Below are 24467 nucleotides of genomic sequence, written 5' to 3' on the forward strand. Positions count from 1 at the left end.
CTGACATACGATGGTTTGAACCCCTGTATTTTTGGGGAAAATGGGAAAAAGAGACGACTTTGCATATCAGGCCAGCTTTTTGTTTGACCTTTATTGACCAAAAATGTATCATGTAACTACATACTTACCTAAAAGGTGAAGGAGGAGCATTATGAATTTAATACCTACAGTCATTGAACAAACGAACCGCGGGGAAAGAGCGTATGACATTTATTCTCGTCTATTAAAGGATCGTATCATCATGCTTGGATCTGCGATTGATGACAACGTTGCGAACTCCATCGTGTCACAGCTTTTATTCTTAGCAGCAGAAGACCCTGAAAAAGAAATTTCTCTTTACATCAACAGCCCGGGCGGCTCTATTACAGCCGGTATGGCGATCTATGATACCATGCAGTTTATTAAGCCGAAGGTATCTACAATTTGTATCGGTATGGCTGCGTCAATGGGCGCGTTCCTGCTTGCAGCCGGCGAAAAAGGCAAACGCTATGCGCTTCCAAACAGTGAAGTCATGATTCACCAGCCTCTTGGCGGTGCGCAAGGTCAGGCGACAGAAATTGAAATTGCCGCGAAACGCATTCTCTTGCTTCGCGACAAATTAAACAAAGTCCTTGCTGAACGTACTGGCCAGCCGCTTGAAGTGATCGAACGCGACACAGACCGTGATAACTTCAAGTCTGCTGAAGAAGCGCTTGAATACGGCCTGATTGACAAAATTTTGACTCACACAGAAGACAAAAAGTAATAACACAACCTGCAAGAGCTGCGTCTCTTGCAGGTTTTTTTCATTTCAAGGAATTGACTCCCTTAAACACTTTTTGTTCTATACTGCTCCCATTCCTCATGTAACAGCTCAAGCGTCAAATCATTCGTTTGCCTCACAACCAGATCAGCACCAAGCATCGGCTGTCCTTGACCGACACCAACCGCAAACATCCCTGCAGATTTGATTGCGGAAATGCCTGCTTCTGCGTCTTCTATTGCCGCGCAATCAGCAGGGGAAACATCGAGCATCGCTGCAGCTGTTAAAAAGATGTCAGGATCAGGCTTACCCTTCGCAAGAGTCGTCGGATCAACAATGGCATCAAAATCATCGATAATTGCCAAACGTCTTAAAATCTTAGGAGCATTGCGACTTGAAGATGCTAACCCGATTTTTATATTTTCGTTTTTCAATTGACATAGGAGCCTGCCAATCCCCGGCAAAAGATCTTCCGGCGTCAATTTGCTGATCAGCATTTGATAATCGTGATTTTTCCGATGCATAAGCTCTTGTTTCTCCGCATTTGTATACTTTGTTTCCGCACCGCCAAAGATCAATATGCTTTCAAGTGACTCTTCTCTGCTGATTCCTTTTAGCCTTTCATTCATGTCTCTGTCAAAAGGGATATTGATTTGTTCTGCGATGTGCTTCCAAGCGAGAAAATGATATTCAGCCGTATCTGTTATCACTCCGTCTAAATCAAAAATGACCGCTTTCATATACTAATGCCCATCACAGCTTCATAAGGTTTGAGGCTAATACTCTTTAAGTCAGCCCGCTCCTGCGGATAGTTTGAAATCAGCACTTTCCAACGCTCATGAATCAGTTCTGGAGGCGCTTCGAACAGAGCCTTTTCTTCCGATAAATTCACAACGACAAGAAGCTTTTCCCCTTGATATTCTCGAAGGTAAGAAAAGACCTGCGGATCATTCTCCTGCAACAGCTGATAATCGCCATATATCATAATCTTATATTGCTTTCGTAATTGAATGAGCTTCTGATAGTAAAAGAAAATCGAATCTTGATCTTTCAAGGACTCTTTCACATTGATATCTTGATAGCGGGAATTTACCGATATCCACGGGTCTCCGGCTGTGAATCCCGCATGTTTTCCGGCATCCCACTGCATCGGTGTTCTCGCATGATCCCTTCCTTTTATCATCACGGCTTTGACAAACTCTTTTTCTGACATCGTTTTGTTTTCGACGACTAGTTCACGATATGCATTCTTTATTTCAAGATCATCATACATCTCCAGCGGCATATCGCTGTTGACCATGCCGATTTCTTCTCCCTGGTAAATAAACGGCGTTCCTTTCATGCCGTGCAAAACCGTTGCAAATGCCTTCGCACATTCCTTACGCAGCTTCCCGTCATTGCCCCAGCGGGAAATAACCCTCGGCTGGTCATGGTTCTCAAAATAAAGGGTATTCCAGCCGACATTCATTAACCCGGTCTGCCACCTTGTCATCGTCTTTTTTAAAGCAATCAAATCAAACGGCTTGATCTGCCATTTCCCATTTGGCGAGTTTTGTTCTGTATCAATATCCATATGTTCAAATGTAAAGATCATATTCAGCTCTTGCCTGCTTGCATCTGTGTACTTTTTCGCCTCTTCAATATCAGAGCCGTTTGCCTCTCCGACTGTCATGCAGTCGTAATGAGAAAGCACTTCCCTGTTCATCTCTTGAATAAACTCATGAAGACGGGGGCCGTTAGAGTGATAACGGCCGACAATATAGCTGCGGCTGTGATCCGTTTCGTAGTCCGGAAAATCGGTGTATTTAGAAATAGAGCCGATCACATCCATCCGCCAGCCGTCAACGCCTCTATCCATCCAGAATCTCATTACATCATAAACTTCCCGGCGAACGGCTTCGTTTTCCCAATTTAAATCAGGCTGTTTTTTCGAAAAGTAGTGCAAATAATACTGCCCTGTTCCTTCATCGTATGTCCACGCTGAGCCTGAAAAGATCGATCCCCAATTATTCGGCTCTGAGCCGTCCGGTTTAGGATCTTTCCAAAAATAATAATCCCGGTAAGGATTGTCCTTCGACTTGCGGCTTTCAGCAAACCAAGCATGCTCATCCGACGTGTGGTTCACGACCAAATCCATGACGATTTTCATTCCGCGTTTATGGACTTCATCAATCAGCTGAAACATATCTTCATTTGTCCCAAACTTTTCGTACATGTTTTTGTAATCGCTGATATCATATCCGTTGTCATCCTGCGGGGAATCAAATACCGGGGAGAGCCAGATGACATCCGCCCCGAGATTTTTGATGTAATCCAGCTTTTGAATCACACCTTGCAAATCCCCGAATCCATCTCCATTGGCATCATAAAAACTGCGCGGGTAAATTTGATAAACGACAGCTTCTTTCCACCATTCACTCATTAGGCGTTCTCCTTTCACATCGTCCCTTTAGGACAACCGGTTCCTCATAAACGTTCATGTGCAGCGGCTCGCCTTTTACAAGCTCAAAAATAACGCGCTTTTCGTTAACCGTCACATTGATTAATCGATTTCGATAATTGATGTTGAATGAATATTCGTCCCATTCTTTCGGCAAAAACGGAGCAAATGACAGCGTCTCATTCGCGGTGCGCATGCCTGCAAAGCCATGAACGATTGCCAGCCAGCTACCCGTCATTGAAGTAATATGCAAGCCTTCTTCCGTATCATGATTGTAATTATCAAGATCAAGCCTTGCTGTGCGCTTATATAATTCGAGCGCTTTCTTTTCCAGCTTGAGTTCGGCTGCAAGAATCGCATGGACAGAGGGCGATAGGCTTGATTCATGAACAGTCATTGGCTCATAAAATTCAAAGTTTCTCCGTTTTTCTTCCATTGTAAAACGGTCATTAAAAAGATAAATGCCTTGGAGAACATCTGCCTGCTTAATAAAATTGGAGCGGAGAATCTTGTCCCATGACCAATTCTGGTAAAGGGGCCGTTCCGCTGGATCTAATTCGTCAACTGTTTGCAGGTCTTTGTCCAAGAACGTGTCATGCTGAACGAAAATTTGCAGTTCTTCACTAAATGGATAGTACATGTGCTGGATGATTTCTCTCCAGACTTTCAATTCTTCTTCCAGCACATCCAGAAGGCGGCGTTTCTCCGCTGAGATACTTTCGAGACTTTGTAGAGTATACTCCAACGTCCAAGCCGCAATGACATTCGTATACCAATTGTTGTTAACGTTGTTTTCGTATTCATTCGGCCCAGTGACGCCATGGATCATATACTTGTTTTTTCGTTTCGAGAAGTGAACACGGTCGGCCCAAAATCTGCTGACTGCCACAAGTACGTCTATCCCGTATTCTTCCATATAGTTACGGTCGCCTGTATAATTGATATAATTGTAGATCGCATAACAGATCGCGCCATTGCGGTGAATTTCTTCAAAGGTGATTTCCCATTCGTTGTGGCATTCATCACCTGTGAACGTCACCATCGGATAAAGTGCCCCCTTCATCCCCAATTTTGCAGCGTTTCGTTTGGCAGCCTCCAACTGATGATAGCGATACAAAAGCAGGTTTTTCGTCACCTCCGGCTCGGCTGTCGCCAAATACATCGGAACGGCGTATGCCTCAGTATCCCAATATGCGGCACCTCCATATTTCTCGCCAGTAAATCCTTTCGGCCCGATATTCAAACGGGCATCGCCCCCGTAATATGTCGAGAATAACTGAAAGATGTTGTAGCGTATTCCTTGTTGAAGCTCCTCATCTCCTTTAATCTCAATGTCCGCTTTTGCCCATCTTTCCTTCCATCGATCAGTGTGCCTCCGTTTTGCTTTTTCATAGCCGTACTCAACCACATCCGCCAAAAGCTCCTTGGCTTTCGATAAAAGCTCTTCCTCCCGAAAATCACGGGAAGTCGTGACAATCACAAACTTTTTCAATGATGCTTTCGTTTGATAACTGTAGCGATTCTCGACATACATTTCATTCGTTTTAAAGCTTTCATTGACAAAACCCTCCGTCTCGTTTGCCATCGCGGCTAAAACCGTGAAGCGCGGTGTTCCAAATGGATTTTCGTTTGTTTTTGTCGCTAAATGGCCGCTGTGAGAATCAGCACCTTTCGCTTCCTCCTGCCAAAACTGTTCTTGGTAGTTAGAATCTTCATTTGCCACATTTCCATCCAGGTAAGGAACAAGCGTAATGACAGCATCTCCCGTCAGGCACTCCGCTTCATAATGAATCGCACAGAGTTCTTTTACAGCAAGGCTAAGAAATCGCTCCGAGCTGATTCTGACGGATTTATCTTGAATGCGGACAACAGCGCTTCGCCGCAGAATCCCCTCTTTCATATTGAGTTCTACCTCAAATGATTCGATTGGGTTTTGATGGAGATCGATTTTTTCACCGTCAACATATAGGCCTATGCCCATAAAGTTCATCGCATTGATCACTTTTCCGAAATATTCTGGATACCCGTTTTTCCACCAGCCTACTCGCGTTTTGTCGGGGAACCACACGCCTGCAATATATGTGCCTTGGTGACTGTCGCCTGAATAGCCTTCTTCAAAATTCCCTCTGACCCCCATATAGCCATTGGCAAGAGACGTCAGGCTTTCCAGCAGACGTGTATGCTCCTTATTAAATGTATTTGTTTTGATTTTCCATTCATCAATCTCAAATAACCGCTGATTTATCATCATTTCCTCCCGAATGTAAGTTTCCATTATCACGGCGGGTTTTGGTTAAATATCTAAATGCAAAAGAAATCATCAAAGTAACGCCACACGAATGGATCATCAATACAGTAATCAAATCAAAATGAACCATGCCGATAGCAGCTGCCGCAAATGCCGGCAGTGCCGAGGCGCAAATCGCCGTAGATACTGCTTCCTTGAATGACGCAATAGAGATCATGTTTGATATTTTTGTGATCCAGAGGCCACCTGCAAGAACAAACGTTAACAAAAGCTGGATCATAAAGATTACCGCATATGCCAGCATCATGATCATCGGCTTATACTGTGCCAACCATAATGTATCGATCAAAACCTCTACATCATGGGCGTTTGGTTTCTCGAGCTTAACGTCCATTTTCGCATAGCCAACAGAAAACCCCGTTCCGTTTTGATCGGTGATCATCAGTTGATCAGGTTGAAATATGATGGCGTTTTCAAATCCAGTTACTTTCAATCGCCCATTTTCACCGCTTGTCTCATATTCATGCTTCATATCGACTGCCATCACATTCTGCCCATCTTCAATCCTCTCAGAGCTCTTCCCGCCTGTTAGTTTTCCGTTCCTGATTTGAAAACCCTGCAATTGATCAGCAAATTGATCATTAACTCCTTGAATCGCTGACGGCATGAAAGATGCAACGCTGAAGCGATCCATTTTCACAAACGAAACCGCTAACGGCGCCATTAAGCAGGCCGTTAAAAACATAAAGAGAAAAGAGAGCTGCAGCCAGCTGAAGGTATTCCCGTAGCGGCAAACACCTGATGGGGATGCAGCCGCCTTCAGGCAGCGGATGATAAAGCTTTTATTCTCCAGATTCTTCATTGAATTACCCCTTTGTTCCGCCGGCTGTCAAACCGGACACAAAGTTCTTTTGGAGAAAAAAGAATAAGACGCATATCGGCAGTGCGGCTAGTATGGCACCGGCTGCAAATAGAGCTACTTTTTGCTGCTGCGGATTAGAAATAAAGGATTGTAATCCTACAGCGATGGTCAGCCTTTCCGGTGAGCGAAGCAGAAATTTCGCCAGCAAATAGTCGCCAAACGGTGCCATAAACGCCCAAAGCGCTTGCACCGCGAGCATTGGCTTAACAAGCGGCAGAACAATTGAAGCGAAAATCCTCAGATGTCCCGCTCCGTCAATTCGCGCGGCTTCATCAATTTCTCTCGGCACAGTATCAAAATAACCTTTCATCAGCCACGTGTTCATCGGAATTCCGCCGCCGATATAGATCGCTGTCAAAAACCAGTATTGATCGAGTGCGCCTATCAGCATCGCCAAGACATAAAAAGCAGTCAGCGCCGCCATTGTCGGCACCATTTGAATGATTAAAAAGAATATCAGACTCTTTTTTCTGCCTGCAAACCGATAGCGGCTGTACGAGTACCCGGCAAGTGTCACAATCGTAACCTGCAAAACCATGACCGATAGCGCGATGACAAGTGTATTGCTGTACCAATTGAGATAAAGCGTTTCGTCAAATAGCCGCTTAAAATGATCCAATGTCCAAGAACCCGAAAAATCGAGCTGAAAAGCCGCCGAATTCCCCACCCGGAATGCTGATGATGCCGTAATCAGCAACGGATATATAATGACAATACTTAAAAGCGTCAAAAAGAAATACGTACAGATTTTATTAAGCATTCTGGCAGTGCTCGCGTTCACCTACATAACCTCCTCATTGCCAAAAGCATTCGATTTTTTGAAAGCAATCAGTGAAATTCCAATGACAATGAAAGAAATTAACAGTGTCACAGCCGCCGCAACGGAATATTGGGGTGATGTGCCTGTTGTCAGTTTATAAATCCACGAAATTAAGATATCGGTCGACCCGGCCCCGGCTCCCGCACTGCCTGGCCCTCCCTCATTAAATAAATAGATGATCGAGAAATTATTGAAATTAAACGTATACTGAGTAATCATCACGGGTGCTGTGGCAAATAAAATCATCGGGAATGTAATATGCCGAAAACGCTGAATAAAAGTGGCCCCGTCAATCTTTGCCGCTTCATACAGTTCACCTGGAATCGCCTGAAGCACTCCCGTTACCATGACATAAATATATGGAAAGCCGAGCCACGTCTGAATCATAATGAGGGCTGTCTTTGTCCAGAAAGGATCAGTCTTCCACGCGATCGCAGGCAGCTCAACAAACGGCAGGTGATTGAATAGTGGAATCACCTGTGCATTCACCGCTCCTATGCTGTCGTTAAACATGTTGGAAAAACTCATGATTGTAATAAACGCCGGAACAGCCCATGGAAATAAGAAAATCATTCGAAATATCCGCTTGCCTTTTATAAAATCCTGATTGACGAAAAGTGCCGTCACAATACCTAAAATGATTTGCAGCGTTGTTGCACAGATTGTCCAGATAACCGTCCAGCCCAGTACATTCACAAATGTTTCACGATAGGAGCCAAGGAAAAAAATATTTAAGAAATTTTTAAACCCGACCCAGTCAATCAGACGATTAGGCGGAATATGGTAAAAATCATAGTTTGTTAATGCAACAAACAGAGTCACCAAAACCGGAAAAATAATCACAAACACCATCATGATATATGCCGGAAGTGTAAATAGATATGGAAACCCTTTATCGCCCGCATGATAGATCATATCCTTGGCTGTTGTATTGACCTCCAATCCCGCCGCTTTCATAGCGGCGGTCTTACGCGAATCATGGATATTAAAGATATAGAACATGAGGAAAATCACCGTCACGATCAATTGCAGCGTGCCTTCAATCAACATAAACAGCGAGTGGTCTTCACCGGGAACACTTCCCAATGTCATCAATCCGGTTAGCGCCTGTATACCGAAAACGCATAATTCAAAAGCAAACAAGCCTGTGATGGCAAGAAATAAGAGCCCCTTTGACAATTGCTGATTCGCAATCTGCCCAAGTCCTGGAATGATCGATAAAAGCCCTGCCTTTCGTTTTTGCTTTGTAAGTGTGTGATGTTTATTCATTTTTTTCCGCCCTCTATTCTTCCGGACGCTATCCCGCCGTTTTATTTCACATACTTTTCTTTAATATTTTCCTTTATGACGTTTACAGCATCATTCGCTGATGTTTGTGTCGATTTTTTTCCTGAAGCTGCATCAAAAATTAAACTTTCCGCTCCTGTCCATACTTCAGCCATTTCCGGAATATTTGGAGTCGGCGTTGCTGTTTCATATTGTTTAATTACAGCTGACGTCAGTTCATTCTTTTGCTCATCGGCTTTCTTCCTTGCAGCCGTGTTGGCCGGAACTTCGTTTGTATCCTCATAAAAAGCGTAAGCATTGGCATCATTTGCAGCATACTCAAGCCATTTTTCAGCCAGCTCGGGCTCTTTTGTATATTTCGAGGCAACCCAGCCCTTCCCGCCAGCAAAAGGGGCGTATTCTTCTCCATTTGGCAATGTCGGAATGGGAGCCGCTCCGTAGTTCAATTTAGCCTCTTTATAGTTGGCAGCTGACCAAGGACCGCCAATGATCGCAGCCGCTTTGCCTTCTAAAAACATCTGCTGAATAAAGTCGTCTGCGCTTGAATTGTCTTGCATTCCTTTCGGCCAATAGGTTTTAAACCATTTCTCCGCATATTTCACGGCTTCCACAGCACCTTTGTTATTCAGGCCAATGTCCCCGGAATCTGTGCCGTTTTTTCCAAACACATATCCGCCGTATCCAGCCAATAAGCCGTACGACATATAAAAGTCAGTCCATTTTGCTAAAAATCCGGTTGATTTTCCTTTTTCCGAAGCAAACGCGAATCGAGGATCTTCCGTTAACTTTTCAAGGTCTTTAAATGTTTTTGGCGCTGTTTTTAAAAGATCTTTGTTGTAATACAAAATAAGTGTCTCAATGACTAGCGGCATTCCGTACACTTTGCCGTCAACTGTCACCTGCTGCATTTCTTTATCACCAAAGCTTTTTGTATGAGATGGCTTAATGTCAAGCAAATGTCCTTGCTGTCCCAAACCGCCGATCCGGTCATATGCAGCCAGCATAACATCAGGCGCATTACCCGCCGGGCCATCAAGAGGAAGCGCCTCCAACTGTTCGAACATTTGCTTTTCAACAATTTTTACTGTGACGTCATTCTCTTTTTCAAACTTTGTTTTTATGCTTTCAATGTATTCTTTATACGTTTCTTCGACAGACACAGTCAGCACCTTTTTGCCATCAGCGCTTGCTGGATTTTTTGAACTTGAGCAGGCGGCAAGGCCGATTGCCAGAAATGATGCCGCCAATATGGCGAACCCCTTTTTTAAAAGAACCATCTCTTTTCCCCCTTCTATTTACGAAACTATAACAATTGTATTGTCCTATAGAAAGCGGTTACAACAACTTTCGATTTGTTACCGATAACAGAATGTTATACAGGGGCAGCAGCACTCAAAATCAAAAATTCTCCCGGCTGAACGGCAATGACATCGTGATGATGAAGTGGCTGCTCTGTCCATGCATCACAGATTTTCTTATTCCTATCAATATTCAACTCTCGTAAACTGACGTGTTGAACCACATTCCCTTGATTAAAGAAATAAATCAGTATTTTTTCATCAAGAGTCCGCGAAAAGCTATTAAAATCATTTTTGTCGTCCAGCAGATTCCACTCAAGATGTCCTTCAGTCAATAAAGTGTTTTCCTGCTTGCGTAAAGCAATTAACCGTTTCATAAATTGCAGCATGTCTTGGTTTTGCTTCTCCTTTTCCCAAACCATACATTTCCGGCATAATGGATCATTTTCGCCGTCCAGCCCGATTTCCGTCCCGTAATAAATGCAGGGGGAACCTGCCTGGGCAAACATAAAGGCCAGCAATGCGCGTGCTTTCTTCTCATCATTGCGGCATCTGGTCAAAAGGCGCTTTGTATCATGGCTATCCAGTAAATTAAACATCACCTCATTGGCCTGCTTCATCCCATTCATCAAATGTGCATTGACACGGTGAGCCATACGTGAAGCTGAGATCGTCTGGTCAGCAAAGTATTCAATCATAGGCTCTGTAAAAGGGTAATTCATCGCCGCATGAAATTCATCCCCTCTAAGCCAGGGTTCGGCAGAATGCCAGATCTCACCTAAAATATAAACGTCAGGCTTTTCAGTAGTTACAGCCTGCCTGAATGTCTTCCAAAAAGCGTGATCCACTTCATTTGCGACATCCAAACGCCAGCCGTCAATGTCAAATTCGCGAATCCAGTACAAAGCAATATCAAGCAAATATTTCTGCACCTCGGGATTAGCCGTGTTTAGCTTCGGCATATCAGCTGTAAAAGCAAACCTGTCATAATTGTCGTCTGTGACGGGAAAAGAGTGAATATGGAACCAGTCCTTATAGCGGGATTGATCTCCGTTTTTGACGACATCCTGCCATTGCGGAGACGCGCTTCCTATATGGTTAAAAACCGCATCAAGCATAATTCTCATCCCCCGCTGATGCAGCTGGCTGACCAATGTACGAAAAAGCTCAGGATCCCCGAAATGCGGATCAATAGAAAAGTAATCCAGCGTGTCGTATTTATGATTAGAAGGCGCGGAAAAGATCGGCGTCAGATAAATGCCGTTCACCCCTAAATCCTCTAAATAATCAAGCTTGTCAACAATTCCTTGTAAATCCCCTCCAAAAAAATCATTGACGTCCGGGTCCTTGCTCCCCCACGGCAATGCATTCTTCGGTGACAAGTCTTCTCTTCCATTTGCAAAACGCTCCGGAAAAATTTGATACCAAACCGTTGACTTGACCCATTCAGGCGCTTGAAATGTATCAGCCTCGTGAACAAACGGAAATTTAAAGTAATAATGAATCGTTTCCAGTGTTTTTTCGTTATAAGGGCATCCACCCGAACTTCCGAAAAAGATGTCTTCATGATCGTCTGTTACAACAAACGCATATTGTAAACGCCTAAATGGCGGCACCACTTCAGCAAACCAATAGTCATGCATTTCTGTAGCAGCAATTTTCCTCATCGGCTGCTCGTTTGCCGACCATTTACCGTCGTTGTACTCATAGGGATCACCCCAAATGAATCGAATGTGATCTGCATCACCTTTTTTCGTCCGAATCTTGATATGCACAGTCCGCCCATCATAAGAATAAGCATCTGTGCTGAATGGCTGGTGGTGAATCGCTGCATATTCCATCATGTTTCCCCCTTTGATTTCCGTTTTATTGAAGCCGGCTCATAGTTTGAAAGTATCATGATGAAATTGTGGCAACAATCCTTTTCACCCTGTTACCGATAACAGAATAAGGCGCTTACAGCGTTGATTCTCGTACAATTAACTCTGGTTCAAAAAATAGACTTCCTTGTGCAGCACCGTCTTCATTCATTTTTTTCAGCAACATTTTCGCACAGGCTTCCCCCATTTCAACAACAGGCTGTCTGACCGTAGTCAAGCGCGGCGAGGAGATGCGATCAAGAAACACACCGTCATTCCCGGTAACCGCAACGTCTTCCGGAATTCTCTTTCCAAGGGATTGCGCCGCACGAATGACGCCGAGCGCGATTCGATCAGATGCGCAGACAAATGCGGCTTGATTGTCCATGGATTTCAGCAGTTCTCTTGCAAGGCCTTCACTTTTCTTAGAACTGTTGTCGATCCGAAACATATTCGATTTTTTAAAGCTTTTATTCATCGCCCGTATATACCCCTGTTCTCTTGCACGTTCGAAAGGCTCATCTAAATCAATGCCAAAAAAGACAACTTCCCGCTCCCCCAGCCCCATAACATGGCGGGTTGCCATAAAAGTGCCTTTCTCGTTATTCACATCGATAAAGTCATAGCCCATTTCATTTTGTCCAAATACGACAAGCGGCTTCTCAAACGCTTTTATTACACCTTCAAAATCGTTCTTTCTCAAGCCGGTGGCAATAATGCCGTCACATTGGCCAATATTAAGAGAATTTCTTGTTACAAGCTGGAGAGCATAGTGATTGCGATCCAGCTCCCTGCTGATTCCTGTCAGCAGGTTCATGTAATATGGTTCTGTCGTATCCATTTCCTCAAGTATCAATAGTTTCACAACCTGTGTTCTGTTTTGCACGAGCGCTCTCGCCGCATAATTAGGGATGTAATTCAGCTCTTTCATCGCAGAATGAACAAGCTTTTTCAATTCATCTGTCACCGTCTCAGGGTGATTGATCACTCGTGATACCGTCATTTTCGAAACATTTGCTTTTTTCGCCACATCTGACAATGTTGCCATTTTCATCCCCTCCTTATCTGTGCTTATTATCCAAACTAGTGATAAAGTCCTCTATTACTGTTAAATATACGATGCAGGCAAAAGAGAAATAAAAAAGAGATTTCCCTTAAGGAAACCTCACTTTGTTAAAAACACTCGATTTTTCATGGATTCATACGCTAGGTGGCAGACTCATTCTCTCCACTTCCATGAGAAAGTCTCTTTTTTAAATTTCTGTCCACTTTTTTTCTAAAATCGGATAAGAATAATTTTGCATTTGCTCAATTAACTCATCCGGCCGTGACGAGCTGTGAATCAGTTTTAGGTGTGATTCGTTAGAAAACCCTTCTTGAATGCTGTATTTCACCATTTTCATCATTGGTTCAAAATATCCGTTTACATTGTACAGTCCGATTGGCTTTTGGTGGATGCCGATCTGTGCCCAGCACAGCACTTCAAATAATTCTTCATATGTACCGAAGCCGCCCGGCATCGAGATAAAGCCGTCCGCCAGCTCGCTCATTTTAGCCTTTCGTTCATGCATCCCGTTTACTTCAATCAGCTCAGTCAGATTCTGATGGACAACCTCCCCGCTGAATAAACCGCTCGGCATGACCCCGATTGCAGTTCCGCCGTTTTCCATAATCGCGTCAGCAATCGTGCCCATCAAGCCGACGCGGGAGCCTCCATAGACAAGGCCGATTCCCTGCTCAGCCATGTACGTGCCAAGCTCTGCCGCTTTTCTTTTATACGCTTCATTTCCCCCAGGGTTTGATCCCGCAAATACACAAATGGTTTTCATCTTGTCATCTCCGCATCTATATATCGTGTTAAACATTCAAAAACACACTATATATTGTCCCATCTTCATGTGATAATATCAATATGAAATACATAAAGAATGCAGGAGTGATGAGGTTGCAGCTGGCTGATGCAGAAAAATGGATGAAAGAGTTTTACGAAAAAAGAGGCTGGACAGAATACGGACCTTTTATTCGCGTCGGCTTTTTAATGGAGGAAGCCGGAGAATTGGCCCGGGCTGTCAGGGCGTATGAAATCGGCAGAGACCGGCCGGATGAGAAAGAATCGTCACGCGCTGAGCAAAAACAAGAATTGATTGAAGAAATGGGAGATGTCATCGGAAATATCGCCATTCTTGCTGATATGTATGGTGTCTCTTTAGAAGACGTCATGAAGGCCCACCAAGAAAAACTGACAAAACGATTTGAGCATGCATAAAAAAGCGGCCGCGATGGCCGCTTTTTTTAACCTGTGATTTCATCATGGTGATCAAAGAAATGCTGCTTTCCTATTTTGTGAAAAAGGCCTGTTTTATGCAGCAGCTCCTTTGGCTGCGATTGCAATCCTACAATCATCAGCTTTCCATTGTGGCGTTTAATCCGATTCATAATGTTCCCAAGCACCGCTTCAGCTGACGTATCCATATAGTGCACCTTATTCATGAGCAGAATGAGGGTTTTCGGTTTTTTCTGTACATGCTCCAGCAATGACGATTCAAGGGAATCAATTGATCCGAAAAACAACGGTCCTTCTATGGCATACATGCTGACAGATGGATCTTCTCTCTTCGCCAGAACAGGATGCGATTCCTGATTGTGGATGCGGGTCGCTTCGCTCATTCTTCTGATAAAGAACACAAATGCAAGCAGCAATCCGGTTGCCACACCGATGATTAAGTCAAACAGAACCGTAAGGGCGAAGGTCGCCGCCAAAATAAAGGAATCAGCGTTTTTCAGTCTCAGCATGTTTGCGACTTCCTTGCGCTCACTCATATTCCATGCGACCACCATGAGAATCGGTGCCATACTGGCGAGCGGCACATGGGACGCATAAGGCGCAAATACAAGCAGGACAAGGAGAACGACTACGCCGTGAACGACGCCGGAAACTGGGGAAACCGCTCCGTTTTTTATATTGGTCGCCGTTCTCGCAATCGCTCCTGTAGCCGGGATTCCGCCAAACAGGGGCGCTGCCATATTCGCAATTCCCTGGCCGACAAGCTCCTTATTGCTGTCATGCTTTGAGCCCTTCATGTTATCAGCGACCATTGCGGACAAAATCGACTCAAGTCCTCCAAGAAGCGCGATGACAAGCGCAGCCGGAAACAGCATAACCATTTTATCCAAAGTAAGCTCAGGAAACTGAAATTCAGGCAAATGGCGGGGGATTTCTCCATAAGTTGCCCCAATCGTTGCCATGCGGTCAGGGAAAAAGACAACCGCGACCACTGTGGAAATAAGAAGCGCCAACAAAGCGCCCGGCACTTTAGGCATCACCTTGGCGGATACAAGCAAAATGACGAGCCCGATCACAGCTGTCAAAATGGCATATACGTTAAAGGTGCCGAGCTGCTGTACAATTTCAAACATGTTGTGGTGAAAGTTCTCATGTTTTTCAACATTTCTCAATCCGAGAAAATTAGCGATTTGTTCCGTAAAGATCAGCACGGCAATTCCGGCTGTAAAACCGACGATAACGGGTTTAGGCACGAATTTCATTATTTTTCCGAGCTTAAACAGCCCAAACAGCACCAGCATTACCCCTGCCATAAACCCTGCGATCAGCAGATTCTCTAATCCGTACTGCATGATAATGCCGAACAGTATCGGGACAAAGGCGCCTGTCGGACCGCCAATTTGATATTTAGATCCCCCGAACAAAGAGATACAAATCCCCGCTATAACAACAGTGTACAGCCCGTATTCGGGCTCGACTCCCGAGGCAATGGCAAACGCCATTCCTAAAGGAATTGCCACGACACCTACTACGATACCTGCAATTAAGTCTTTCTGAAATTTCTGTAAATTGTATCCCTTGAATCTCCCTGAGAATCGCATATTTTGTTATAACCTCCCTTATGAGTGATTGTTTATTAGCTCAGTTTCATAACCGTTAATGACCACATCAAGTTTTCCTGTTTCAGGGTGAATGACAAGCCCGTGAACCGGCACTTTTTTCGGAAGCAGCGGATGGTTCTTAATCATGTTCACACTGTGGGAAACGCTTTCTTCCACGCTGTGAAAACCAGTCAGCCACGTTTTCAAATCGAGTCCGGCACTCGTCAGCAAATTCAGGCAGCTCTCCTCCACCCCGCGTTCCTTTGCTTTCTCAAGAATCGAGGACGCATTCAGCCCTGACATTCCGCATTCATGATGGCCGACAATGCATACCTCTTCAGCCTGCAATTCATAAATCGCGACCAGTATGCTTCGCATCACGCTTCCAAATGGGTGAGAAACGATGGCTCCCGCGTTTTTTACAATTTTAGCATCACCGTTTTTAAGCCCCATTGCTTGCGGAAGAAGTTCTGTAAGCCTTGTATCCATACAGGTGACAATGACGAGCTTTTTTGAAGGAAACTTTGTCGTTTTGTACGGTTCATACTTCTTCTCTCTGACAAACCGCTGATTGTGTTCCAAAATTGATGTTAAAGAAACCATTTGATTCATCTCCCATCCATATGATTTTGCAAGCCTTCTTACCCAGCTTACAGTAAGGAATTATAGCATAGGAATAAGCCAAGAAAAGGCTTTCAAAAAAAGACACTATAATTGGACTGTAGAATCAAAACATAAACATTTATATCTTTCAAAGATAATAAAATTTATATTTAATGAATCCTATAATCCGGCTGCAGCTCGCATATTGATGATTTGTCTGACAAAAAATATGGGTGAATTCTGATAATTAAAAAACTTTTTTAAGCAGATATAGCTGTTCGATCTTCATTTTAAGTTCAAAAGAACCAGAAACTAAAAAAACGCAGCTATATTTTTAACACCTATTTATTTTCGATATAATGAAATAGACAACAGCCATAAAGGGGGAGCCTTGTTGAAACCATTTGTATTTATCACAAAACCGATTCCTGAAGAGATTGAAGCATTCATCGGTGAACATTGCCGTTATGAAGTATGGCAGGAGGATACGCTTCCGAGTGACGTGCTATTTGAAAAATTAAAAGAAGCGGAGGGACTTTTAACATCAGGGACGTCCGGGCCGTCAATCAATCGTGAATTGCTGGAACACGCGCCTAAGCTCAAAGTGGTCAGCAACCAATCAGTAGGCTACGATAACTTCGATATAGAAGCAATGAAAGAAAGAGGAGTCGTCGGGACTCATACACCTTATACACTGGATGACACAGTTGCAGATCTGGCTTTTTCACTGATTCTGTCTTCCGCCAGACGTGTTGCCGAACTGGACCGTTTTGTCAGAGCAGGAAAATGGGGAACCGTGGAAGAGGAAGCGCTTTTCGGAATTGATGTTCATCATCAAACGTTAGGCATTATCGGCATGGGCAGAATTGGAGAACAAGCAGCGAGACGCGCCAAATTTGGTTTTGATATGGAAGTGCTTTATCATAACCGACATCGCAAACAAGAAACAGAAGACAGCATCGGCGTTAAATATGCAGAGCTTGATACATTGCTGGAGCAATCTGATTTTATTCTTCTCATTACGCCGCTGACTGATGAAACCTATCACATGATAGGAGAACGCGAATTTAAGTTGATGAAGGATTCAGCAATTTTCGTCAATATTTCCCGGGGAAAGACAGTTGATGAAAAAGCACTGGTTCGCGCTCTTCAGGAAGGCTGGATCAGGGGAGCCGGCTTAGATGTATACGAAAAAGAGCCTGTCTCCCAAGATAATCCGCTTCTGCAGCTGGATAATGTCACGCTGCTTCCTCATATCGGTTCAGCAACAGCTAAAGTGCGCTTCAACATGTGTAAACAGGCTGCCGAAAATATGATCGCATCCATTCAAGGACAAACACCGAAAAATCTCACAAGAGAATTTCAATAAATCAAAAATCCGGTCTGATAACAGACCGGATTTCATATTACATACGCTGAAGAACAGCACGCTTATAAATATGGCGGGTGACGATATAATAAACAGCCTGGAATACAAAATAAATGAAGATGACAATTACTGCCTCAAGAAATAAATTGGAATTCAGCATATTACTTAACGCTGCATACGCAAAGCCGGCGTGAATCGTACCTGCAATAAATGGGATGAAGAATAAAAATCCTATTTGCTTTCCAAGGATCGAGTGAATCTCTTTGTCCGTAACCCCTATCCTTTTTAACGCTAACACCTGCACTCTCGTATCTTCTATTTCCGTAAACATCCGCAAATACAGCATGCTTCCTTGCACGATAAAAAACAGCACGCTGACAAACAGACCAATAAACAGCATTAATGCAACTCCCTGCTTCACAATTTGATAACTAGGAGCACGTGTTTGAAAATCAGATGTATGTTCTTTCGGCACCATGTTTTCAAGCTTTTCAGAGACATCCACCGTCTCCTGCCAATGCTCAAGCTCATAACCTACCATTCTCATCTGTTCCTTCAGCGGCACATCCTGTGACAGACTGTCAAAGCTCTTTTCGCTGACAACCAGTAAACGGCTGACTCCATCGACAGACATCAATATCCCTTTGTTTTGCTGCTTTTTCATGACGTAGGAAAGGGTTTTTCCTGACTTCATATGAAATGCTGCTGTTTCCCCTTCTCCAAATGTGTCTTTCACCATCATTTGAAAAGAAACATTAATAAATGCTTCATTTTCTTGTAAATGAATAACTGGGAACCCTTTTTCCTTTGCGACTTGATTATAGACTTTTTCTGAAATCAGCAAAGCTTCCGCTTCCATCTTCTTATTTCCATACGGCAAGTCTGACTGAAAAGTGACAGGAATCCCTGTGGCATCCACCTTATACTTGATAACAGCATGAGCTTTTTTCAATGTATTCTCAGCTGTCTCAGGCTTCATGACCTGAAAGCGGGAAGCATCCTTTTCCACCCAGGAAACAGACTGAGGAATGCTTTGCTCCTCCTGCCTTTGTAAATCGGAATAAAACATATAGATGACACCTGTAGCTGTTAGTATGACCGCTGTAATGACAGAGGTTAAAAACAGCATGCGTGCATGATCCTTCAGCCTGAATATCATGTTGGAACGCACAATGATATTCGTGCCTTTGTAGAAGCTGTGTTTCTTTCGGTACAGCATGCGGAAAAACGCCACACTGCTTTGTGTAAAAAAGAAATACGTGCCAACTAACACTAAAATCAAAATTGGAAATACCCGAAACATCATGTCAATGGCATTGGCTGTTGCAGATAGATAATAACCACTGCCAAGACATAGCAAAGACAATACAGTGAGCCATTTCGAATAAACCGGCAAACTTTTCGGCTTTTTGGCCGATTTAATCAGTTCAATGATTTCCAGCTTCCGAATCCGTCCCAGTGATAAAATGAGCAGCGTCTGAAACAGGATGAGAAAGCCGGCAATTGTCATCACAAACGCTTTCGGCACAATGGCAAACGAAATCGGCACCTTCACGCTGAGCATCCATGTCATAATCATAAAAAACAGTTTTGAAAATAACAGGCCTGCTCCAATGCCGGCCGCAATCGCCGCAAGAGAAATAAGTGACTGCTCATAATAAATCATCTTGCGAAGCTGCTGCTTTGATGTGCCAAACAGTGTCAGCAGCCCAAACTCTTTCTTTCTTGCCTGCAAAAACGCTGAATTGGAATATGTGATGAAAAATATACAAAACACAATGATGACGACAAGAGCTGCGCTCAAGCATGTTTTGACAAGGCTTCCGCCATATATATTGTCTTCATTGACATCAGGATGAAAAATAAATGATGTGAAGACAAAAAACACCGAAACGGCAAACACACAGCTTAAAAAGTAGGCCACATACCGTTGCAGATTCCCAAGAATGTTTTTACGGGCGATAGTTCTCAAATTCATGAAAATCGCCTCCCAACACACTCAAGGTATCCAATATACTTTGATAAAACACCTGCCTGTTTGTTCCTCTGTGAATCTCTGAAAAGAAACGTCCGTCTTTAATAAAAACAATTCGTTTACAGAAACTTGCTGCTGTGGCATCATGCGTAACCAACAGAATCGTCGCTTCCTTTTCCTCATTCAGCTGAGCCAGTGTGTCCATCACTTGCTTTGCCGATTTTGAGTCGAGGTTTCCTGTCGGTTCATCAGCAAGAATGAGCGCCGGATTGTGAATAATCGCTCTGGCACAGGCTGCCCGCTGCTGCTGTCCGCCCGACACCTCATATGTGCGGTGATCGAGAATATGCTTGATTTGCAGCGTATCCGCCAGTTCATCCAATCGGGCTTCCATTTCTCTCAGCTTTACCTTATCCAATGCGAGCGGCAAGAGAATATTTTCACGAATCGTCAGCGTATCAAGCAGATTAAAATCCTGAAAGACGAAGCCGAGTTCTCTTCTGCGAAACAAAGCCAGCTCTTGGTCCTTTAACGTTTTCGGCTGAATGCCGTTGATCATCATCTCGCCCTGGGTCGGCTTATCAATGGTAGCCAGCAAATTCAGGAGCGTGGTTTTTCCGCTTCCCGACGGCCCCATAATCCCGACAAATTCTCCTTTTGACACACTGAGATCAAAGGCGCTGAGCGCTTGGTATGATATTGTTCCTTTATTTGAATAGTATGTTTTCGATAGGTTCGTTGTTTGCAACACGTTCATGTTCTGCTCCTCCTTTTTCTTTATTATAAAAAGGAAGTCAGCATCCTCCCATCGAACTTTCTTGCAATTCCGCTCCCCAATCTTACAATGCTGTCACATTCACGAGGGTGTCACTTGAAAACACGATGGTCATCACAGTGCCAGCCCCTTCTTTTGATTCCGCATACAGCTTATGGCCGAGACGGCTGCACACCTGTTTTGCTAAATAAAGGCCCATTCCAGTTGCCTCTTTCATGGTTCGTCCGTTTTCTCCGGTAAAAAACGCGTCAAAAATCCGCGGCAGATCCTGCGGCGGTATGCCGATTCCTTCGTCGGCAACCGACAAGCGCGTCTCATGTCCCTGTGTTTCAATCCGGATTGTAATAGGGTCTCCCACACCTTGCTTTGAATATTTTAAGGCGTTGAAAAGGATTTGCTCGACAACAAAGGAAAGCCACTTTTGATCACTGGAAATCTGAACGGCATTTGGCGGCACATGTAATGTTGGAAAAAGGCGCCGTTTAATAAACTGACGTTTTTCCTGATTGATCAGTGAACGAACCATTTCTGTCAAATCAAAGGTTTGCGGCTTTACATCAAATGCAAATTCCTCCAGCCGGGCCGTTTGCAGCATCATATCAAGACCGTGGCGAAATCTCTCATTCTCATCCTCCAGCTCCTCTAAAAACGTCGGAAAAGAGGATGAAGTTCCGTTTTTTCCTTCCTGAATCATTAAGGATATGACGGATACCGGTGTTTTCATATGGTGGACCCATTGGTTGGTGAAGGTATAATGCTGTTTTTGCTGATTGATATATTGTGAGAGCCTGCTTTCGTATTGCTGCCCGAGTGCGTTGATCATCTTCGTCCAAAGCGCTTGCTCTCCTGTTCTTGGCTTTCGGGCTTTCAAAGACTGTCCGATGTCGTTCGAAGAAGAGGCTTGTTCCGCAAGCTTTTTAACATATGTGAGAAAGGAAAATTGCCGAACATAATCTGCAGCAAAACCTGCGGCTAAAAGAGTACCGGGCAAAATCCATATGTACATCATATTTTCTTTGGAAAGTTCTGCGCCGCTCTCTACAATGCTTAAATACGCAATCAGCATGGCGGACCCTATCCCTAATAATGAAAATAGAATAATGGCTAAGCGGTCGATGAGATAAGTCTTTAACATTCCGCTTCATCCTTCCGATTGACTTGAAATTGATAGCCTTGTCCTCTGATTGTGGAAATGCAATCTGTCAGTCCTGCATTCTCCAGTTTTCTCCGCAGCCGGTTGACATTGACCGTTAACGTATTGTCATCGACAAAATCAACGTCATCCCATAACGCCTCCAATAGTTCATCACGAGAGACAATTTTTTTATGCTCCCTCACAAAAATAGAGAGAAGCTGAAATTCTTTTTGAGAAAACAGAATACGGGAGCTGTTCCATTCGGCCTCATTTTGATCAGGATAAATCGTCAGCCCGCCAAGCTCCACTATTCTAGATTCCTGCGGCAAAGAGGGCGAGTATTCACCATATGTGCGGCGCAGGACGCTTTTGATTTTGGCCATCACTACCTCTAAATGGAACGGTTTTGTGATATAATCATCGCCGCCATTTTCAATCGCCATTACCTGATTCAGCTCATCGGTCCGTGCCGATATAAAGATAATCGGCGCATTGGAAATGGTACGGATTTGCCTGCACCAATAAAACCCGTCAAAAAAAGGCAGGTTGATATCAAGCAGCACAAGATCAGGCTTCATTTCTGCAAATTCCAATTTTATATCATTCAGCTGTTCAGCAATTTTCACTTCATATCCGTATTTTTGAAGATGACCGCCCAGCAAAGAAGCAATCCGCTCATCATCTTCCACAAGCAAAATCCGATACACGTTGATCCCCCTTATATGTACATCACGATGATTTTTCTAGAAGATTCCAAAATTATTATAGCATGTGCGGAATAGTAAATCGGTCTTTTTCTTTTTGTTATGATAGAATGATAAAGGTAAAATTTTCATAATAGGCAGGTGTCGTGATGAAGAAAATCATGCTGTTTCTGGCAATGACGTCAATTCTTTCAGCATGTCAGCCCAACTATACCGGGAAATACATAGAAATTGGGGATACACTAACTGACTAAACCAAAGAGTGTTTTAAAGAGAATGAAATTCCTTATAAATACGAAAAGGGAAAACTGTATATCCCAGAAGATGCATTTGATACAGCGATCTACACTTGTTCATAAGAAAAAGCTTGCAGATAACCTGCAAGCTTTTCACGTTACAAAAAATGAGTATTTAATTTCTCTTCAAATCCTGAAGGGCCGATGTCGCTTTTTTGAATGTCACCGCCGTTTTCATGAATCGTAAAATGGCGCTCTGACATGACCATCCTTCCGCTCGGCGTCAGCTTTGAGGCAAGCAGGGATTTGTTAAAAGGAGATTTTTCATGAGAGTGAATGATGTCCTTCATGTTATCTAAATCACCGAGATCACTCTCTTCAAGAGTAAAGGCGTAACCAATTTGCCAGCCTTCTCCTTTGTCCATCAGCAGAACATGGCTGCCCTTTTCTGTCTCTTCTTTTTTGATTCGGAATGACCCAACTGGTGACTGTACCGTTTCTCCGGAAAGCGGTATCGGCTGGAGCGCCAGGTTGATGCCGAAGCCGATATCAACGAGGTAATCGCCATTTTCCGCAGACAGCCATACAGCAGCATGCGTCCCTTCTAGTGCCCATCCCTCTTGATTGCCTGCATAAACCGTTCCTCGAATGAGCTTCACATGAAACCCGGCCTCATGCAAGACAAAATAAAGGAAACCATTTAGATCGTAGCATAGGCCGCCATGCTGATCTTTGAGCAGACGTCGCCATAGCTCTTCTTTTGTGATCTTATAATTCTCTTTTGCAAGTACGGCACGGTTTTCGAATGGAAAACGGTATGCCATTGCTTTGAGAAAAAGGGGAAGATCGCCGAAGCTGACATGATCTTTCTCCCAGCCAATTTTCTGAAAGCAGTCTTTTAGAAAGTCACTCATTTTTATCACCTAAACTTCTTCTTGAACGTAAGCAGCCAGCTTCTCCAGCGCCTCTTGTTCATCTTCTCCCTGGGCAATCAAGGTAACCTCAGTGCCTGTGCTTACCGCAAGGCTCATCAGCCCCATGATGCTTTTGGCGTTTACTTTTTTCCCATCCTTCTCAAGAAACACATCTGACGTAAACCGGTTTGCTTCTTGTACAAACAAAGCAGCAGGACGTGCTTGCAGTCCTGTCTTTAATCGAACTTCCACTTTCTGTTGAACCATAAGATCTCCCCTTTTCTTTACGGTTATTTTAAAGTGACGGTTTGCCCTGTCCGCAGCTGTTCTGCGATTTCGTCAAGTTTTCTCAGCCTGTGATTGATCCCTGATTTGCTGATTTTCCCGCTTGCTACCATTTCCCCCAGCTCTTTCAGCGTCACTTCCTGATAATCAATCCGAAGCTGCGCAATTTCCCGAAGTTTTTCAGGCAGCGCCTCCAGGCCGATTCTTTCATCGATGTATTTAATATTTTCCACCTGTCTCAGCGATGCGCCAATCGTTTTGTTTAAGTTGGCTGTTTCACAATTGACGAGGCGGTTGACCGAATTTCTCATGTCCCGGACGATTCTGACATCCTCAAATCGCAGAAGCGAATTGTGAGCGCCAATTACGTTTAGAAACTCTGTAATCTTTTCAGCCTCTTTTAAATAGGTAATGTAGCCTTTTTTTCGTTCAAGCGTTTTGCTGTTTAACTGAAACTCATTTAACAGGTCACATAATGAATCGTTATGCTCCTTATAAAGAGAGAAGATTTCTAAATGATACGAGGAGGTTTCCGGGTTATTGACCGAACCTCCTGCCAAAAATGCTCCTCTCATATAAGAACGCTTGCAGCATCTCTTTTTGACCAGCTCTTTCGAAATACTTCGTTCAAACACAAAATTCTCCCCGAGTATTTTTAAATCCTCTAAGATCGCTTTTGCATTTTCTGAAAAACGCACAATATAGACGTTATTCTTTTTCAGCCGCATTTTCTTTCTGACCAGCAGCTCGACCGACACATCATATTGTTTTTTCAGCAATGTATAGATGCGGCGGGCAATCGCCGCGTTTTCGGTTTGAACATCGAGTACGAGATGGCGGTTTGTAAATGATAAAGCTCCATTCATCCGAATGAGTGCAGACAGCTCGGCATTAATGCAGCAGTCCTTCACTTCCAGATTCGTTAATTCTTTTTTTGTTTCTGATGCAAATGACATATAGCCACCTCATT

The 24467-nt window shown here is 43.8% G+C and carries 21 protein-coding genes and 2 pseudogenes; 4 read left to right on the forward strand and 19 right to left on the reverse strand.

What is annotated here, in order from left to right:
* Positions 1–151 precede the first annotated feature (151 nt).
* A complete protein-coding gene (clpP, locus tag NSQ83_RS18230; protein ID WP_003228214.1) occupies positions 152–745 on the forward strand; it encodes an ATP-dependent Clp endopeptidase proteolytic subunit ClpP in 594 nt (197 codons plus the stop codon).
* A 45-nt stretch (positions 746–790) separates the two neighbouring features.
* On the opposite strand, the pseudogene pgmB reads toward clpP, so the two are convergent.
* The 10 genes and pseudogenes from pgmB to NSQ83_RS18280 form a co-directional block, all read right to left on the reverse strand.
* Positions 791–1482, reverse strand: a pseudogene (gene pgmB, locus NSQ83_RS18235) (beta-phosphoglucomutase).
* Positions 1479–3164 carry an oligo-1,6-glucosidase gene (gene malL, locus NSQ83_RS18240; protein ID WP_198878472.1) on the reverse strand — a complete coding sequence of 562 codons (1686 nt, stop codon included), beginning with the start codon at positions 3162–3164 and terminating at the stop codon, positions 1479–1481. Before malL ends, pgmB begins: the two are co-directional and overlap by 4 nt.
* Positions 3157–5430, reverse strand: a complete 2274-nt coding sequence (mdxK, locus tag NSQ83_RS18245) for a maltose phosphorylase (protein ID WP_198878471.1) — start codon at positions 5428–5430, stop codon at positions 3157–3159. The genes malL and mdxK overlap by 8 nt, the downstream gene beginning before the upstream one ends.
* Complete coding sequence (locus NSQ83_RS18250) at positions 5408–6292, reverse strand: DUF1189 domain-containing protein (protein ID WP_198878470.1); 885 nt, start codon at positions 6290–6292, stop codon at positions 5408–5410. The genes mdxK and NSQ83_RS18250 overlap by 23 nt, the downstream gene beginning before the upstream one ends.
* A 4-nt stretch (positions 6293–6296) precedes the next feature.
* Positions 6297–7133 carry a maltodextrin ABC transporter permease MdxG gene (gene mdxG / locus NSQ83_RS18255; protein WP_072175097.1) on the reverse strand — a complete coding sequence of 279 codons (837 nt, stop codon included), beginning with the start codon at positions 7131–7133 and terminating at the stop codon, positions 6297–6299.
* Positions 7134–8441 carry a maltodextrin ABC transporter permease MdxF gene (mdxF, locus tag NSQ83_RS18260; RefSeq protein ID WP_088467405.1) on the reverse strand — a complete coding sequence of 436 codons (1308 nt, stop codon included), beginning with the start codon at positions 8439–8441 and terminating at the stop codon, positions 7134–7136. It abuts the gene before it with no gap.
* A gap of 41 nt (positions 8442–8482) precedes the next feature.
* Positions 8483–9736: a maltodextrin ABC transporter substrate-binding protein MdxE gene (gene mdxE / locus NSQ83_RS18265; RefSeq protein ID WP_017695263.1), complete on the reverse strand. Its 1254-nt coding sequence runs from the start codon at positions 9734–9736 to the stop codon at positions 8483–8485.
* 95 nt (positions 9737–9831) lie between these two features.
* The gene (gene mdxD / locus NSQ83_RS18270; RefSeq protein ID WP_198878469.1) at positions 9832–11601 is read right to left on the reverse strand and encodes a maltogenic alpha-amylase; all 1770 of its coding nucleotides are present in this window, start codon (positions 11599–11601) and stop codon (positions 9832–9834) included.
* Positions 11602–11713: 112 nt separating this feature from the next.
* On the reverse strand, positions 11714–12664 hold the full coding sequence (locus NSQ83_RS18275; RefSeq protein WP_029318349.1) for a LacI family DNA-binding transcriptional regulator: 951 nt from the start codon (positions 12662–12664) through the stop codon (positions 11714–11716).
* A gap of 205 nt (positions 12665–12869) precedes the next feature.
* The gene (locus NSQ83_RS18280; RefSeq protein WP_014665480.1) at positions 12870–13445 is read right to left on the reverse strand and encodes a TIGR00730 family Rossman fold protein; all 576 of its coding nucleotides are present in this window, start codon (positions 13443–13445) and stop codon (positions 12870–12872) included.
* A gap of 116 nt (positions 13446–13561) precedes the next feature.
* On the opposite strand from NSQ83_RS18280, the gene NSQ83_RS18285 reads away from it, so the two are divergent.
* Positions 13562–13882 carry a MazG-like family protein gene (locus tag NSQ83_RS18285; protein ID WP_003242570.1) on the forward strand — a complete coding sequence of 107 codons (321 nt, stop codon included), beginning with the start codon at positions 13562–13564 and terminating at the stop codon, positions 13880–13882.
* Between the two features lie 26 nt (positions 13883–13908).
* Here NSQ83_RS18285 and NSQ83_RS18290 read toward each other — a convergent pair whose 3' ends face one another.
* Together NSQ83_RS18290 and NSQ83_RS18295 are read right to left on the reverse strand one after the other, a co-directional pair.
* Positions 13909–15501, reverse strand: coding sequence for a SulP family inorganic anion transporter (locus tag NSQ83_RS18290; protein ID WP_204551390.1), 1593 nt, complete (start codon positions 15499–15501; stop codon positions 13909–13911).
* A gap of 18 nt (positions 15502–15519) precedes the next feature.
* Positions 15520–16113, reverse strand: a complete 594-nt coding sequence (locus NSQ83_RS18295) for a carbonic anhydrase (protein WP_088467408.1) — start codon at positions 16111–16113, stop codon at positions 15520–15522.
* A gap of 382 nt (positions 16114–16495) precedes the next feature.
* Here NSQ83_RS18295 and NSQ83_RS18300 point away from each other — a divergent pair, with 382 nt between their 5' ends.
* On the forward strand, positions 16496–17473 hold the full coding sequence (locus NSQ83_RS18300; RefSeq protein ID WP_339238742.1) for a D-glycerate dehydrogenase: 978 nt from the start codon (positions 16496–16498) through the stop codon (positions 17471–17473).
* Between the two features lie 37 nt (positions 17474–17510).
* Here the strand turns inward: NSQ83_RS18300 and psdB are convergent, their stop codons facing one another.
* The 4 genes from psdB to psdR all read right to left on the reverse strand — a co-directional run bounded on the left by psdB (position 17511) and on the right by psdR (position 22065).
* Positions 17511–19451 (reverse strand): lantibiotic ABC transporter permease PsdB, encoded by a 1941-nt coding sequence (gene psdB / locus NSQ83_RS18305; RefSeq protein ID WP_069837800.1) that lies wholly within the window; start codon positions 19449–19451, stop codon positions 17511–17513.
* Positions 19426–20205 carry a lantibiotic ABC transporter ATP-binding protein PsdA gene (psdA, locus tag NSQ83_RS18310; protein ID WP_041338869.1) on the reverse strand — a complete coding sequence of 260 codons (780 nt, stop codon included), beginning with the start codon at positions 20203–20205 and terminating at the stop codon, positions 19426–19428. The genes psdB and psdA overlap by 26 nt, the downstream gene beginning before the upstream one ends.
* An 82-nt stretch (positions 20206–20287) precedes the next feature.
* On the reverse strand, positions 20288–21358 hold the full coding sequence (gene psdS, locus NSQ83_RS18315; RefSeq protein WP_195727715.1) for a two-component sensor histidine kinase PsdS: 1071 nt from the start codon (positions 21356–21358) through the stop codon (positions 20288–20290).
* Positions 21352–22065, reverse strand: coding sequence for a two-component system response regulator PsdR (gene psdR, locus NSQ83_RS18320; protein ID WP_033883478.1), 714 nt, complete (start codon positions 22063–22065; stop codon positions 21352–21354). Before psdR ends, psdS begins: the two co-directional genes overlap by 7 nt.
* 146 nt (positions 22066–22211) lie before the next feature.
* Between psdR and NSQ83_RS18325 the strand changes: the two are divergent.
* Positions 22212–22421, forward strand: a pseudogene (locus NSQ83_RS18325) (hypothetical protein).
* Positions 22422–22456: 35 nt separating this feature from the next.
* Here NSQ83_RS18325 and NSQ83_RS18330 read toward each other — a convergent pair.
* From NSQ83_RS18330 to whiA, 3 genes are read right to left on the reverse strand one after another with little or no spacing between them, the layout of a single operon-like run.
* Positions 22457–23221: an arylamine N-acetyltransferase gene (locus NSQ83_RS18330; RefSeq protein ID WP_088467411.1), complete on the reverse strand. Its 765-nt coding sequence runs from the start codon at positions 23219–23221 to the stop codon at positions 22457–22459.
* Positions 23222–23479 carry an HPr family phosphocarrier protein gene (locus tag NSQ83_RS18335; protein WP_003219835.1) on the reverse strand — a complete coding sequence of 86 codons (258 nt, stop codon included), beginning with the start codon at positions 23477–23479 and terminating at the stop codon, positions 23222–23224.
* Between the two features lie 23 nt (positions 23480–23502).
* On the reverse strand, positions 23503–24453 hold the full coding sequence (gene whiA, locus NSQ83_RS18340; protein ID WP_003243775.1) for a DNA-binding protein WhiA: 951 nt from the start codon (positions 24451–24453) through the stop codon (positions 23503–23505).
* Between the last annotated feature and the right edge of the window lie 14 nt (positions 24454–24467).

This window comes from Bacillus sp. PS217 (assembly GCF_037963535.1).
Lineage (GTDB): Bacteria > Bacillota > Bacilli > Bacillales > Bacillaceae > Bacillus > Bacillus subtilis.